Annotated in this window: 14 protein-coding genes and 1 pseudogene; 6 read left to right on the forward strand and 9 right to left on the reverse strand. The window is 68.9% G+C overall.

Annotated features, from left to right (window positions below; translation table 11 throughout):
• Window positions 1-27: 27 nt before the first annotated feature.
• Window positions 28-1,092 (reverse strand): Glu/Leu/Phe/Val dehydrogenase family protein, encoded by a 1,065-nt coding sequence (locus J8403_RS07495; RefSeq protein WP_211122468.1) that lies wholly within the window; start codon window positions 1,090-1,092, stop codon window positions 28-30.
• A 78-nt stretch (window positions 1,093-1,170) separates the two neighbouring features.
• Here J8403_RS07495 and J8403_RS07500 point away from each other — a divergent pair, with 78 nt between their 5' ends.
• On the forward strand, window positions 1,171-1,644 hold the full coding sequence (locus J8403_RS07500) for an Lrp/AsnC family transcriptional regulator (protein WP_211122469.1): 474 nt from the start codon (window positions 1,171-1,173) through the stop codon (window positions 1,642-1,644).
• Window positions 1,645-1,654: 10 nt separating this feature from the next.
• Here J8403_RS07500 and J8403_RS07505 read toward each other — a convergent pair whose 3' ends face one another.
• Window positions 1,655-2,644 (reverse strand): GlxA family transcriptional regulator, encoded by a 990-nt coding sequence (locus J8403_RS07505; RefSeq protein ID WP_211122470.1) that lies wholly within the window; start codon window positions 2,642-2,644, stop codon window positions 1,655-1,657.
• Between the two features lie 71 nt (window positions 2,645-2,715).
• Here J8403_RS07505 and J8403_RS07510 point away from each other — a divergent pair, with 71 nt between their 5' ends.
• From J8403_RS07510 to J8403_RS07520, 3 genes are all read left to right on the forward strand, one after another.
• Window positions 2,716-3,390: an HD domain-containing protein gene (locus J8403_RS07510; RefSeq protein WP_211122471.1), complete on the forward strand. Its 675-nt coding sequence runs from the start codon at window positions 2,716-2,718 to the stop codon at window positions 3,388-3,390.
• Window positions 3,391-3,462: 72 nt separating this feature from the next.
• Window positions 3,463-3,885 carry a Rid family hydrolase gene (locus J8403_RS07515; protein ID WP_211122472.1) on the forward strand — a complete coding sequence of 141 codons (423 nt, stop codon included), beginning with the start codon at window positions 3,463-3,465 and terminating at the stop codon, window positions 3,883-3,885.
• Between the two features lie 195 nt (window positions 3,886-4,080).
• Entirely contained in the window at window positions 4,081-5,226 is a 1,146-nt protein-coding gene (locus J8403_RS07520; protein ID WP_211122473.1) for a DUF475 domain-containing protein, read from the forward strand.
• Window positions 5,227-5,277: 51 nt separating this feature from the next.
• Here the strand turns inward: J8403_RS07520 and J8403_RS43520 are convergent, their stop codons facing one another.
• The 4 genes and pseudogenes from J8403_RS43520 to J8403_RS07535 all read right to left on the reverse strand — a co-directional run bounded on the left by J8403_RS43520 (window position 5,278) and on the right by J8403_RS07535 (window position 8,236).
• A complete protein-coding gene (locus tag J8403_RS43520) occupies window positions 5,278-5,736 on the reverse strand; it encodes an ArsR/SmtB family transcription factor (protein WP_246586310.1) in 459 nt (152 codons plus the stop codon).
• Window positions 5,713-6,165 (reverse strand): annotated as a pseudogene (locus tag J8403_RS43525) (tellurite resistance TerB family protein); the annotation flags it as partial. The pseudogene J8403_RS43525 and the gene J8403_RS43520, both read right to left, overlap by 24 nt.
• A 147-nt stretch (window positions 6,166-6,312) precedes the next feature.
• Entirely contained in the window at window positions 6,313-7,179 is an 867-nt protein-coding gene (locus J8403_RS07530) for a helix-turn-helix domain-containing protein (protein WP_211122475.1), read from the reverse strand.
• A gap of 88 nt (window positions 7,180-7,267) precedes the next feature.
• Window positions 7,268-8,236, reverse strand: coding sequence for an SMP-30/gluconolactonase/LRE family protein (locus tag J8403_RS07535; RefSeq protein ID WP_211122476.1), 969 nt, complete (start codon window positions 8,234-8,236; stop codon window positions 7,268-7,270).
• Window positions 8,237-8,438: 202 nt separating this feature from the next.
• Between J8403_RS07535 and J8403_RS07540 the strand changes: the two genes are divergently transcribed.
• Window positions 8,439-9,395, forward strand: a complete 957-nt coding sequence (locus J8403_RS07540; RefSeq protein WP_246585747.1) for an alpha/beta fold hydrolase — start codon at window positions 8,439-8,441, stop codon at window positions 9,393-9,395.
• Between the two features lie 48 nt (window positions 9,396-9,443).
• Here J8403_RS07540 and J8403_RS07545 read toward each other — a convergent pair whose 3' ends face one another.
• The 3 genes from J8403_RS07545 to J8403_RS07555 form a co-directional block, all read right to left on the reverse strand.
• Entirely contained in the window at window positions 9,444-10,112 is a 669-nt protein-coding gene (locus J8403_RS07545; protein WP_211122477.1) for a class I SAM-dependent methyltransferase, read from the reverse strand.
• An 83-nt stretch (window positions 10,113-10,195) separates the two neighbouring features.
• Window positions 10,196-11,158: an electron transfer flavoprotein subunit alpha/FixB family protein gene (locus J8403_RS07550; protein ID WP_211122478.1), complete on the reverse strand. Its 963-nt coding sequence runs from the start codon at window positions 11,156-11,158 to the stop codon at window positions 10,196-10,198.
• Between the two features lie 81 nt (window positions 11,159-11,239).
• A complete protein-coding gene (locus J8403_RS07555; protein ID WP_211122479.1) occupies window positions 11,240-12,025 on the reverse strand; it encodes an electron transfer flavoprotein subunit beta/FixA family protein in 786 nt (261 codons plus the stop codon).
• A 132-nt stretch (window positions 12,026-12,157) separates the two neighbouring features.
• On the opposite strand from J8403_RS07555, the gene J8403_RS07560 reads away from it, so the two are divergent.
• Entirely contained in the window at window positions 12,158-12,916 is a 759-nt protein-coding gene (locus J8403_RS07560) for a TetR family transcriptional regulator (RefSeq protein ID WP_211122480.1), read from the forward strand.
• The last annotated feature ends 80 nt before the right edge of the window (window positions 12,917-12,996 follow it).

The following is a 12,996-nucleotide window of genomic DNA, read 5'->3' on the forward strand; positions in this document are numbered from 1 at the left end:
CCACAGAACCGCGGGCAGCTCAATCGGTCATGCCCGCAACGGGCGCTGGGCCGCTTGCGAGGACGCCAGCCGGCGTTCGGCGATCCGCTGGGCCGCCCGCAGCGGGGTGGTGCCGGTCGTGAGCGCCAGGTCAAGGATGCGGGTCACGGTGTCGCCGATGCCCTCCACCCGCTTCTGGGCGGCCTCGTGGCTGTAGCCCTCCGACTCCCGGCTGAGGGCGTAGGCGATACCGCCGGCACTGGCGACGAAGTCGGGCACCCAGACGATGCCACGCCCCGCGAGGTCATCGGCCAGGCGCTCCTCGGTGAGCTGGTTGTTCGCCGGGCCGACGACCAGGCGCGCGGTGATCCGCGGGACGGTCATGTCGTCGAGTACGCCGCCGACGGCGGCCGGGACGAGTATGTCGGCCGGCGCGGACAGGGCCTGGCCGGGCTCGACCCATCCGTACCCGCTCGCCAACGCCGCCTCCTTGCGGGAGGGTTCCAGGTCGGATACGACGACATGTGCGCCCTCGGTGGCCAGGCCGGCGGCGATACCGCTGCCCACCGACCCGAAGCCGCTGATCACCACGGTCCGTCCGGTGCAGGAGGCATCCCCGAATACCTGCCCCGCACCGGCGCGCAGGGCCGCCAGGACGCCGGTGGCGGTCGGGCCTCCGGAGTTGCCGGTACCGCCGTGCTCCTCGGGCGCGCAGTACGCGTACGGCGAGAAGCGCCGCAGGACCACCATGTCCTCGGGGCCGGTGCCGACGTCGGGGCCGGTGCGGTAGGAACCCTGGAAGGAGGCGATCAGCTCGCCCAGATCCTCCAGTGCGGCCTCGCGCAACTGTGGGGTGAGTGCGGTGTCGTTGTCGAGGGCGACCACGCTCTTGCCGCCGCCGAAGTCCAGGCCGGCCACGGCGGCCTTGTAGGTCATCGCCTCCGACAGGCGCAGCGCGTCGGCGAGTCCATGCTGCCAGGTGTCGTAGCGGCGCAGTCGGCAGCCGCCGACCGCCGGGCCCAGGGCCCGGGAGTGCACTGCCACGATCAGCGGCAGCCCGGAACGGCGTCCACGTCGAATGACCACGTCTTCATGTGCGAGTGCTCGGCTCATGCCCCGAAGCTAGGCTGGCGCACGGGACGGTTGACGTGACGCCGAAGTACATTCGGTGTCACGATCCAGGAGGCGGTCATGGATGAACTTGATTCGGCGATCGTGCACCATCTGCAGGCCGATGGTCGGCTGTCCAACCGGGCCCTCGCCGAGAAGCTCGGTATCGCCCCCTCCACCTGCCTCGAACGCACCCGGTTGCTGCACAAGCGCGGCATCATCCAGGGCTACCGGGCCCAAGTCTCCCTGCGGGCACTCAACCGCTCCGTGCAGGCGATGGTCTTCACCCAGGTCCGGCCGCTGCGCCGGGACGTCGTCGCCGACTTCGAGCGGTCGGTGACCCGGCTGCCGGAGGTGGTCTCCGTCTACACGATGGCCGGCAGCGACGACTTCCTCGTCCACGTCACGGCCCAGGACATCGACCATCTGCATGCCTTCCTCCTGGACCAGTTCACCAACCGCCGGGAGATCGTCGGCTTCCGCACCTCGATCATCTACCAGCACCTCACCAACCCCGTACTCGACCCGCTCCCCCCGGCGACGGAGCACCTGTGACGCCACGCGGTCACCGGACAGGCCGCTGCTCCGGCGCCCGACCGGGCACCGGCGTATCGGAGTTGACGGAGCGCCCGAAGCTGCGGCGGTAGGCCGTGGGGGTGGTGCCCAGTGTGCGCCGGAAGTGCAGCCGCAGGTTGGCCGCCGTGCCCAGTCCGCACTCCCGCGCCACCCGGTCCATCGGGTGGTCCGTGGTTTCCAGCAGTTCCCGCGCCCTGCTGAGGCGGGCGCCCAGCAACCACTGCAACGGGGTCGTGCCCGTCTCCTCGGTGAACCGGCGCATGAAGGTGCGCTGCGAGAGGCCCGCGTGCCGGGCGAGCACCCGCAGCGTGAGCGGCTCGCCGAGCCGGTGCAGGGCCCATCCCCGGGTGCCGGACAGCGACGCCTCACCGGCCACCGCGACGGGCGCCGGTACGTACTGGGCCTGCCCACCGTCCCGGTGGGGGGCGGCGACCAGACCGCGGGCGATCTCGTTGGCCACCACGGCCCCCAGGTCGCGGCGCACGAGGTGCAGGCACAGGTCGATACCGCAGCACACCCCGGCCGATGTGAGCACGTCGCCCTCGTCCACGTAGAGCACATCGCGATCGACCTCGACGGCCGGGAAGCCCCGCGCCAACTCGTCGATGTGCTTCCAGTGGGTGGTGGCGTGCAGCCCGTCCAGCACGCCCGCCGCGGCCAGGGCGAAGGCGCCCGTGCAGATCGACACCACACGCGTGCCCCGGTCGCGGGCCCCGGCCAGCGTGTCGAGCACGGCGTCCGGCAGCTGGACGATCGGTTCGAATCCCGGCACGACCACGGTGTCCGCGGTGCGCAGCTGCTCCAGCTCCCCGTCGGCGACCAGGGCGAAGCCCGCGCTGGTGACCACCTTCGCGTCCAGCGCGCACAGGGTCATCTCATAGGGGGTTTCCGGCCGGGTGGTGAAGATCTGCGTCGGGATCGCCAGGTCGAGCGGGGTGACCCCGTCCAGCGCCAGGACCGCGACTCGATGCACTGCCATGGCAAGATTCTATCGAAGTGCGGAAATTTTGCCTCTCGCCAGGTCAGGGCGGTCGCGGCCAGGCTGAGGACATGACCGGATCTCCCCACGAGGCGACCGCCGACCTGATCACGCTGCCCGGCACACCGCTTGCCGACGCGGTCGTGAACTTCATCCGACCGGTGGAAACGCCGTCCGTGTTCAACCACAGTCTCCGCAGCTATCTGTTCGCCCGGCTGGTGGCCGGGCGCCTCGGCCTGGCCGCCGGCCACGACTACCACGACGACCTGTTGTTCGCCGCGTGCGCGATGCACGACCTCGGCGTGGCGCCGGACGGCCCGCACAGCCAGCGGTTCGAGGTCGAAGGCGCCGACCGGGCCGCCGCGTTCCTCATCGAACGCGGCGTGCCCGCGGCCGACACCGACCAGGTCTGGCAGGCCATCGCCCTGCACACCTCACCGGGTATCGCGGAACGCCGCGGCACGCTGTGCGTGCTCGTCCGCGAAGGCGTCGCGCTCGACTTCGGCGGCGCAGTGGGGGCCGGCCACCTCGACGCCGTCACCGATGAGCAGGCCGACGCCCTGCACGCCGCCTATCCACGGCTGGACATGATCCGCTCACTCACCGACGCGATCGTCGCGCAGGCCGCGAAGAACCCGGCGAACGCACCCCGGTACACGATTCCCGGCGAATTCCTGCGCGAGCGCGAGACCTTCGGCCGGACCCGGCTGGAGCACGCCTGCCGTTCGTCCCGCTGGGGCGACTGACTCCGCGGACTCCACGCCCGACGTCAACGTCAACGCCAACGTCAACGTCAACAAGGAAAAGGAAGCACCACCATGACCATCCACACCGTCGAGGTCCCCGAGGACAACGCCGTCTTCGGACAAACCACCAGCGCCTTCGCGGGCTTCGGCTATTCCGCCGCGGTCCGCGCGAACGGCCTCCTGTTCATCGCGGGAACGATCGGCCGCCGAGCCGACGGAACCATCCCGGACACCATCGAGGAGCAGACCGAGATCGCCATCCGGAAGATCGAGGAGATCCTTCGGCTGGAGAACCTCGACCTGTCCGCCCTCGTCGACGTCACCAGCTACCACGTCGACATCCACCGGCACCTGCCCGGCTTCATCGAGGCCAAGCAGCGCCTCGTCGCGGAGCCTTACCCGACCTGGACGATCATCGGGGTCAGCGGCCTCGCCAGCCAGGGACTCCTCGTCGAAATCCGCGCGACCGCCGTGTACCCGGACGCATCCCGGTAGCCGCCGCTCGTGGGCCCGCCCCCCCGGCGGGCCCACGAGCCCGTCGGCGGCCGGCACGGCGGCAAGTGGAAGTCTTGTGCTGTTGGCCCGGAATATGTGTCGGGGCTGCGGGGCATCGCTCTAGACTGCAGGGTCAATGTTTCGCAAAGCCAGGTATGGCGCGGGGGAGCCCCGTACACAACGATTGGGTAGCCAGTGCTTCTGAAAACCTTCGGCTGGTCGTTCGCGGTCACCGCGCTCGGCTTGGTCGCGGCGGTGTTCTACGGGGGGTGGACCGGCTTCGGGATCGTGGCGATCCTGTCCATCCTCGAGATCTCGCTGTCCTTCGACAACGCCGTGGTCAACGCCGGGATCCTGAAGAAGATGAATGCCTTCTGGCAGAAGATCTTCCTCACCATCGGCGTCCTGATCGCGGTCTTCGGCATGCGCCTGGTCTTCCCGGTCGTGATCGTCGCCATCAGCGCCAAGATCGGTCCGATCGAAGCGGTGCGGCTCGCGCTCGACGACAAGGACAAGTACCAGCAGTTGGTGACCGACGCCCACCCGTCGATCGCCGCCTTCGGTGGCATGTTCCTGCTGATGATCTTCCTCGACTTCATCTTCGAGGACCGGGAGATCAAGTGGCTCGCCTGGCTGGAGCGTCCGCTCGCCAAGCTCGGCAAGGTCGACATGCTCTCCGTCTGCATCGCGCTCGTCGTGCTGCTCGTCTCCGCGATGACCTTCGCCACCAACGCCCACCAGCACGGCGGCATCCATGCCGACAAGACGGAGACCGTCCTGATCGCCGGCATCGCGGGCCTGATCACCTACCTGATCGTCGCCGGCCTCTCCGGCTACTTCGAGAACAAGCTCGAGGAAGAGGAGGAGCGCGAGCAGGAGGCCGAGGAAGAGGCCAAGCGGAGCGGCAAGAAGGTCCCGGCGGTCGTGATGGCCGGCAAGGCCGCGTTCTTCATGTTCCTCTACCTTGAGGTCCTGGACGCGTCCTTCTCCTTCGACGGCGTCATCGGCGCCTTCGCGATCACCAACGACATCGTCCTGATGGCGCTCGGACTCGGCATCGGCGCGATGTACGTCCGCTCGCTCACGGTCTACCTGGTCCGCCAGGGCACCCTCGACGACTACGTCTACCTGGAGCACGGCGCGCACTACGCGATCGGCGCCCTCGCCGTGATCCTGCTCGTCACCATCCAGTACGAGATCCACGAGGTCATCACGGGCCTCGTCGGCGTCGTCCTGATCGCCTGGTCCTTCTTCTCCTCGGTCCAGCGCAACCGCAGGGCGGCGGCCGAGGGGAAGGACACGGGATCCAGCGAGAAGGTCGAGGTCTCCTCCGGCGCCTGAGCCGGGCCACCGGCGGCGGCCGCGGGGCCGCCGCCGAGCGGACGGTGCTGCTCAGCCCCGCGTAAGAGGCGGGTCCGGCGGTTCGGAGGGGGCGAGAAGATACGCCTGGAGCTGCCCGAGCAGTTCGGCGATGCCTTCCCGGTCGGCGCGGTAGCGGACCAGTTTGCCGCTGCGCGTCGACTGGAGCAGGCCGCCGCGCCGGAGGACCGCGAGGTGCTCGGAGGTGGTCGACGGGCCGAGTCCGGCCCGCTCGGCGACCTCGCCGACGGTCAGCTCCTCGCCATGGATGAAGTGCGCGAAGAGCTTCTGACGGGTGCCGCTGGTCAGCGCCTTGAGGAAGACCTGGAGGTCGTCGCCGGGTACGGCGGCCTCGGGGCGTATGGCCCCTCCCGCACCGGAGTCCGCCCGCCCGGACCCCCGGTCGCCGGCCGCCTGCGGGAGCCCGTCCGGGGCCCGGGACGGGCGGGGGACGCGGAGGGGGCGGTGGAGGTCGAACTCGGTCGGCGGGATGTCCAGGGCTGAGCACGCCTCGCGGACGACGTCGCGCTCGCTGTCGTCGAAGTAGCCGTCGGCGCAGCCGATGACGATGCCGATCTGGATGACGGCCCGGGCCTCGGCGGGCCTCCGCTTCGCCTTGCCGATCTCCCGCATGGCGCTCGCCATCCCGAGGGCGAAGTCCGTGGTCAGCTCGTCGAGGTGGTCCTCGAAGCGGCGGTGCAGATCGTCCGCGGGGAAGTTCTGGAGCACGTCGTTGGTGGCGATGAGCTGGGCGACGCGCTGCCGCTCGGACGGATCGATCGTGCCGTCCGCCGCGGCCACCAAGGCGCACATCGCCATGCTGGCGTCCCGGAAAGCCCCGCTCCGCAGGTCGTTCTTCTTCGCCGTGAGCTGAGCCTGCATCGTCTGGACCGAGTCCTTGAGGCGGTCCCACAGCGTCATCTGCATCTCCTTGTCAGTAATACCTCCATAGTGAGGAGAAAACAGAATCTACAGGTTTGTAGAGACCCTTCGCGCGCCGCCGCGACACCCGCGCCCCCTCTGGCTGCCGTTCGGAGAGGTGGCGGGTCAGTCGGGGACGTCCGGCCCTCAGCCGGATGTCAGCGGCAGCGTGGTCCGGGCGGCGGCAATGCGCACGTACTCCAGCTTTTGCTCGTCCGAAGAGCCGGGCTCCGCCGTATAGGTCACGATCCGCACATCGTGGTCGGGTAGCTTCAGCACATCGTTGTCGAGACCTATCTCCCCCACAAGAGGATGCCGCAGGCGTTTATGGCCGCCCAGGCGGGACCCGAGCGCTGGGGTGCTCCACAGTTCCCGGAACTCTTCGCTGTTGCTCATGACCTCATCGATCAGCATTCTGAAGTCCTCATCATGAGGATATGCACCCTGCGTTATCCGAAGGTCTACGACGAGAGCGGCCTTGAATGCGGGGGTGCTCTGCTCGACGGGAAAGAGCGGACGGCCCGTGTCCGGCGGCTCGTTGAACACCGCGCGTACCAGGTTTCGTTCCTCCGGCGTCCGAGCGGACGGGTCACCCAGCAAGGCCTCCCACATGGACGTCCAGGTCAGGAGGGTCCATGAGGCGGAGAACACGCCCACCGGGATGTTTCCCCAGCGGCTGACGAGCCGTTGTACACCGGGCGGCATCTGATGCGGGATGGTGGGCGGCGTCGGTGGGCGGAGCCCGGCCACCAGGTGCAGATGGCAGGTTTCATCCGTACTGAGTTGCAGTGCGCGGGCGAGTGCGGCCACGACGTCGCGAGAGGGGCGCTGGGACCGGCCCTGTTCAAGGCGCAGAAGGTAATCCGTGGATATTCCCGCCAGATGGGCGAGCTCTTCGCGGCGCAGGCCGGCGGTGCGTCGCCGGCGGGTGGCGGGCAGTCCGACGTCTTCCGTCGTAATGCGGGCACGCCAGCCACGCAGCGCGTTACCCAGCGAGTTCTCTGGACGACTCATGTTCCCATTGTCACCGGCCCTGCGGCCGCCACCATGGGACTGTCGTTCCTGGGATAACTGCCGGGCAGTCGGCGCGGCCGCGGTCGCCTCAGTCGTGGTGAGCGAGACGGGCCGTCAGGAGATTCGCGTCCCCGCCCGTGGTGAGCGCACCGCTGGCGACGTAGACCGTATCGCCGTCGACCGCCACTGATGTGGTGTTCTGCAGACCATCGCTCTCGTCGAGGACGATACGGCGGGCCTTTCCCGGAGTGATGAGGACCACCTTGCTCGGGACATTGAGTGCGGCCAGCAACTGATCACCGTGGCCGGTGAAGGCGAAATCATCGACGCTGTCGAGTCCGGATGCCATGACCTGGGGCGGACCGGCCGTTCCCTTTTCTGTCACCGGTATCCGAAGGATGGTTCCTCGATCGAGGTTGGAGACCCATACGGCTCCGTTGTGCACCTTCACCCCATTGGCGCCGAAGAAGTGCGTCGGGGCGAGATCCTCTCCCGCGGCCCAGAACTCGGCAGTTCCGCCGTGCGGTCCGACCCGCCACACTCTGCCCTGGGTGGAGTCGGTGATGTAGAAGTTGCCCGTACGGCCGTCCCTGGCAAGTCCGTTGAGGAAGCTCGCCGCCGGAAAGGCGGCGACGCGCTCCGGTTCGCCTCCCGGGGGCAGTTTCCAGAGGCCGGTGAGGGACGCGTCTCCTGCCGAATACAGGAAGTAGAGGGTTCCGTCTCCGGTTCGTTCGATCCCTGTCACCGCGGCGGCCCCGGGCCCAGGGGTGTTCACTCCCCCGTCCGCGGGGAGCGGCATGGTCGCCAGTACCTCCACGCGTCCGCCGAGCGTGACATGAGCCACCTGCCGCGACAGGATGAGCCCGACATCCGCTGACCCGTTCGGCCGCACGGCGACGCTCTCCGCCACCTGCCCGGCCGGGCGGTCGAAATGGGCGACGATCCGCGGGTGCGAGAGCGGCGGCACGGCCGCCTCGGCTGTTGACGAGACCGCGGTCAGTCCGATCACGGCGCCGGCAGTGGCCACCGCCAGGTGGAAGACAAGGTGTTTCGGCATGATCGCCTCCGAAGGTGATGTGCTTGGCAACAGACGGGCCACCGCGGCAAGCAGAAGGGAAGAGCGGCCCGTGGGAAGAAGCATCAGCGCACCCGCGTGGCTCAACCAGTACCCGGCTTATCCCTGGAATCGCGGGACCATGCTGTCCGGCGGAGTACGGTTCGCCACGGCGCCGACGATCATGGCGCGTACGCTCGTACGCATGGTTGAGCATCGAATGGTCGAGACGAACGGGATTCGGCTGCATATCGCCGAGGAAGGCGAAGGCCCCCTGGTCGTGCTGCTGCACGGCTTCCCCGAGTCATGGCACTCCTGGCATCACCAGTTCGGTCCCCTGGTCGAGGCGGGCTTCCGCGTGGTCGCCCCCGACCAGCGTGGCTACGGGCGCAGCGACCATCCCGAGGACGTCGACGCGTACAGCATCCTCCACCTGGTCGGCGACGTCGTCGGCCTGATCCGGGCACTGGGCGAGGACAAGGCGTATGTCGTCGGGCACGACTGGGGCGCGCCGGTCGCGTGGAACACCGCGCTGCTACGGCCGGACATGGTGCTCGGGGTGGCCGGCCTGAGCGTGCCACCGCCGTTCCGCGGCTCGCAGCCCCCGCTGGCCGCCATGGAGAAGAGGTTCGGTGGCCGCTTCTACTGGAACTACTTCAACCGCCCCGGTGTCGCCGACGCCGAGTTCGCGAGGGACACCCGCACCACCTTGCGGAAGATCTTCTACTCGATTTCCGGTGACGCTCCTTACGCCGCCGACCAGCCGCTCGTCGAGCCCGAGCAGGGCTGGCTCGCGACCATGACGGACCCCGACGTGCTGCCGGAGTGGTTCACCGAGGACGACCTCGACACCCTCACCGAGAGCTTCTCCCAGGGCTTCACCGGAGCCCTCAACTGGTACCGCAACCTCGACCGCAACTGGGAACTGACCGCGCCCTGGCACGGCGCCGTCGTCACCCCGCCCGCCCTGTACATCTACGGCGACCGCGACCCCGTTGCCGCCTTCCCCGGCACGCCCGAACTCATCGCGAGCCTGCCCGATCTGATGCCCAACCTGCGACGCGCGCCCCTCGAACTCGCGGGCTGCGGACACTGGACACAGCAGGAACGCCCGGCGGAGGTGAACGCGGCGCTCATCGAATTCCTCACGGCCGGCTCGTGAGCCCGGCCCGCCGGGTCACCGAGCCTGATGTCCAGGCGCGCCCGGTGCTCAGGCGGGGCGCTCGGCCATGATGACCACGCTCGGCCCGGTGTGCTCAGCCGCGGGGAGCCGAAGTTCGGCGACCGGGCGGAGGCCGGCCTGCTCGATCAGGTCCACGAGCTGTTCCGGCCGCCACTTGTGTGTCGTCCAGCGAACGGGCACACCTCCGTAGGCCTCGGTGCGCACCTTGTCCTCGTCGCCGACGTGTGTCCCGGTGATGAAGTGTCCGCCTGGCTTCAGGGCACCCGCGAACAGGGCGAGGACCTGGGGAAGGACATCGCGGGGGAGGGTGAACAGCGACCACCACCCGAGGACGCCGCCGAGGGAGGCTTCCTCGAGGTCGAGGTCGGTGACGGAGGAGACGCTGAAGCGGCATTGCGGATGAAGACGGCGCGCGTTTTCGATCATGCGGGGTGAGAGATCGACTCCGGACACGTCGAGTCCGCGTTCGGCGAGGTAGGCGGTCACCATTCCGGGTCCGCAGCCGACGTCGAGGACGGGCCCGAGATCGCCCACGGTGTCGGCGAAGGCGTCGATGGATGCCTTGAGCCAGGGATGGCGACGGATGTCGCCGACTCCCGTCGTCAACGCCATGTGGGCGTAGTTGTCGGCCACCCGGTCATAGGACTCACGGACCACGTCGAGATCGGCCGGGCGGTCTATACGGTGTGCGCGCATCAGCCCACAATAGGGTGGCGGTGGCCGTCGGCATCACCTTCCGACTTCGCTCGGGGAGGCTCACGGGGCCGCCGGTTCCGACGTCAGCCCTTGCGGGTCTTGACCTCTTCGGTCAGCTGCGGGACGACCTCGAAGAGGTCACCCACCACGCCGTAGTCGACCAGATCGAAGATCGGGGCCTCGGCGTCCTTGTTGACCGCCACGATCGTCTTCGAGGTCTGCATACCGGCCCGGTGCTGAATCGCACCCGAGATACCCGCCGCCACGTACAGCTGCGGCGAGACCGTCTTACCGGTCTGCCCGACCTGGTTGGTGTGCGGATACCAGCCCGCATCCACCGCCGCACGCGAAGCACCCACCGCCGCGCCCAGCGAGTCGGCCAGCGCCTCGACGACGGGGAAGTTCTCCGCACCGCCCACACCACGACCACCGGAAACCACGATCGCCGCCTCGGTCAGCTCCGGACGCCCCGTCGACTCACGCGGCGTACGCGACACCACCTTCGTCCCCGTCGCCTGCTCCGAGAACGACACCGACAGCGCCTCCACCGCACCCGCGGCCGGAGCGGCCTCCACCGCCGCCGAGTTCGGCTTCACCGTGATCACCGGCGTACCCCTGCTGACACGGGACTTGGTCGTGAAGGCCGCGGCGAACACCGACTGCGTCGCCACCGGCCCCTCCTCACCCGCCTCCAGATCCACCGCGTCGGTGATGATGCCCGACCCGATACGGACCGCGAGGCGCGCCGCGATCTCCTTGCCCTCCGCGGAGGACGGGAACAGCACGGCGGCCGGCGACACGGCCTCATACGCGGCCTGGAGCGCATCCACCTTCGGGACCACGAGGTAGTCGGCGAACTCGGGCGCGTCAGCGGTCAACACCTTCACGGCACCGTGCTCGGCCAGAGCGGACGCGGTGCTCTCCGCACCGGCACCCAGCGCGACCGCGACGGGCTCGCCGACACGGCGGGCAAGGGTCAGCAGCTCCAGGGTGGGCTTGCGGACGGCACCGTCCACGTGATCGACGTAGACAAGGACTTCAGCCATGGGAATCGCTCTCCTGCGACATGCGAAAGAAATGAGGGCGGGGGAAACAGGTCAGACGAACTTCCGACCCGCCAGGCGGCATCAGATGAACTTGCGCTCCGCGAGAAAGACGGCGAGCTGCTTGCCGCCCTCGCCCTCGTCCTTGACGATCGTGCCCGCCGTACGGGCCGGGCGCTCCGTGGCACCGTCCACCGCGGTCCACGCACCCTCGAGACCGACCTCGTCCGACTCGATCTCCAGGTCCTCCAGGTCCCAGGACTCCACCGGCTTCTTCTTCGCCGCCATGATGCCCTTGAACGACGGGTAACGCGCCTCGCCCGACTGGTCCGTCACCGACACCACCGCCGGAAGCCGCGCCTCCAGCAGCTCGGTCGCGGAGTCGCCGTCCCGGCGCCCCTTCACGGTGCCGTCCTCGACCGACACCTCCGACAGCAGCGACACCTGCGGCACACCCAGACGCTCCGCCAGCATCGCCGGGAGCACGCCCATCGTGCCGTCGGTGGACGCCATACCGCAGACCACCAGGTCATACCCGGTCTTCTCCACCGCCTTGGCCAGCACCAGCGAGGTACCCAGCGCGTCGGTGCCGTGCAGATCGTCGTCCTCGACATGCACCGCCTTGTCCGCACCCATCGACAGCGCCTTGCGCAGCGCGTCCTTGGCATCCTCCGGACCGACCGTCAGCACGGTGATCTCCGCCTCGTCAGCGTCCTCCGCGATCTGGAGGGCCTGCTCGACCGCGTACTCGTCCAGCTCCGAGAGCAGGCCGTCCACATCGTCGCGATCGACGGTCAGGTCCTCGGCGAAGTGCCGGTCGCCGGTGGCGTCAGGCACGTACTTCACACAGACAACGATCCTCAAGCTCACGCCGGCTCTCCTTACTGTTCGTGGATGTCCGCGCTGCCCCACCGGAGCACCTGAATGAGAGTATGGCACTCAGTACCCTCAGTAAAGGCACTCAGTATCGCTTTGGCCGGGCGCTGGTGCTACGTTCCCTCCATGGCGGACGTACGCGACGACGGCGGGGCGACCGCGGCGGTGAGCGGGCCCGGGCCGTCCGGCAAGGCACCCATGCGCGAGGTGCTCATCGAGGCCGCGTTCCAGCTCTTCGTGGAGCATGGCTTCGAGCGGACCACGGTGGACGACATCGTGGCGCGGGCCGGAGTGGGGCGCCGGTCGTTCTTCCGCTACTTCCCGTCCAAGGAAGACGTCGTCTTCCCCGACCATGAGCGCTGCCTGACCGAGATGAGCGCCTTCCTCGCCACGAGCACCGACGGCGAACCGCTCGACGTGATCTGTGACGCGGCCCGCCTCGTCATGAGGATGTACGCCGCGAACCCGGAGTTCTCCGTGCGGCGCTATCAGCTCACCCGCGAGGTGCCCAGTCTGCGCGGCTACGAACTGTCCGTGGTGCACCGCTACGAGCGCACCCTGGCCCACTACCTGCGGCAACGCTATGCGGGGGACCCGAACGGAGCGCTGCGGGCCGAAGTACAGGCGGCGGCCATCGTCGCCGCGCACAACAACGGGCTGCGGACCTGGCTGCGCGGCGGTGGGCACGGCGATGGCGCGCGGTCGGTGGATCAGTCGCTGGCATACGTCCGGCAGACCTGGGGCAGCGCCCGCGAATCCGCGGAGAGCGGCGCCGCGCCCGCGCGGGAGAGCGAGGAGGACGATGTGGTCGTCATCGTCGCGCCGCGGAAGGCTCCCCTGTGGCGCGTGGTGCAGAAGATCGAGAAGACGTTGGGGGACGACTAGCCACCGACTGGCCACCGACCGACCACCGACTGGCCACCGGCATGGCACTCAGCGCCCGGAGAGGGTACTCAGTGCCATAC

Source organism: Streptomyces yatensis (genome assembly GCF_018069625.1).
In the GTDB taxonomy this organism is placed as follows: domain Bacteria; phylum Actinomycetota; class Actinomycetes; order Streptomycetales; family Streptomycetaceae; genus Streptomyces; species Streptomyces yatensis.

Bases quoted from the DNA above. Each gene is read 5' to 3' on its own strand.
- J8403_RS07495 (WP_211122468.1), bottom strand. From the start codon at position 1,092: ATGAGCCGAGCACTCGCACATGAAGACGTGGTCATTCGACGTGGACGC.
- J8403_RS07500 (WP_211122469.1), top strand. From the start codon at position 1,171: ATGGATGAACTTGATTCGGCGATCGTGCACCATCTGCAGGCCGATGGT.
- J8403_RS07505 (WP_211122470.1), bottom strand. From the start codon at position 2,644: ATGGCAGTGCATCGAGTCGCGGTCCTGGCGCTGGACGGGGTCACCCCG.
- J8403_RS07510 (WP_211122471.1), top strand. From the start codon at position 2,716: ATGACCGGATCTCCCCACGAGGCGACCGCCGACCTGATCACGCTGCCC.
- J8403_RS07515 (WP_211122472.1), top strand. From the start codon at position 3,463: ATGACCATCCACACCGTCGAGGTCCCCGAGGACAACGCCGTCTTCGGA.
- J8403_RS07530 (WP_211122475.1), bottom strand. From the start codon at position 7,179: ATGAGTCGTCCAGAGAACTCGCTGGGTAACGCGCTGCGTGGCTGGCGT.
- J8403_RS07535 (WP_211122476.1), bottom strand. From the start codon at position 8,236: ATGCCGAAACACCTTGTCTTCCACCTGGCGGTGGCCACTGCCGGCGCC.
- J8403_RS07540 (WP_246585747.1), top strand. From the start codon at position 8,439: ATGGTTGAGCATCGAATGGTCGAGACGAACGGGATTCGGCTGCATATC.
- J8403_RS07545 (WP_211122477.1), bottom strand. From the start codon at position 10,112: ATGCGCGCACACCGTATAGACCGCCCGGCCGATCTCGACGTGGTCCGT.
- J8403_RS07550 (WP_211122478.1), bottom strand. From the start codon at position 11,158: ATGGCTGAAGTCCTTGTCTACGTCGATCACGTGGACGGTGCCGTCCGC.
- J8403_RS07560 (WP_211122480.1), top strand. From the start codon at position 12,158: ATGGCGGACGTACGCGACGACGGCGGGGCGACCGCGGCGGTGAGCGGG.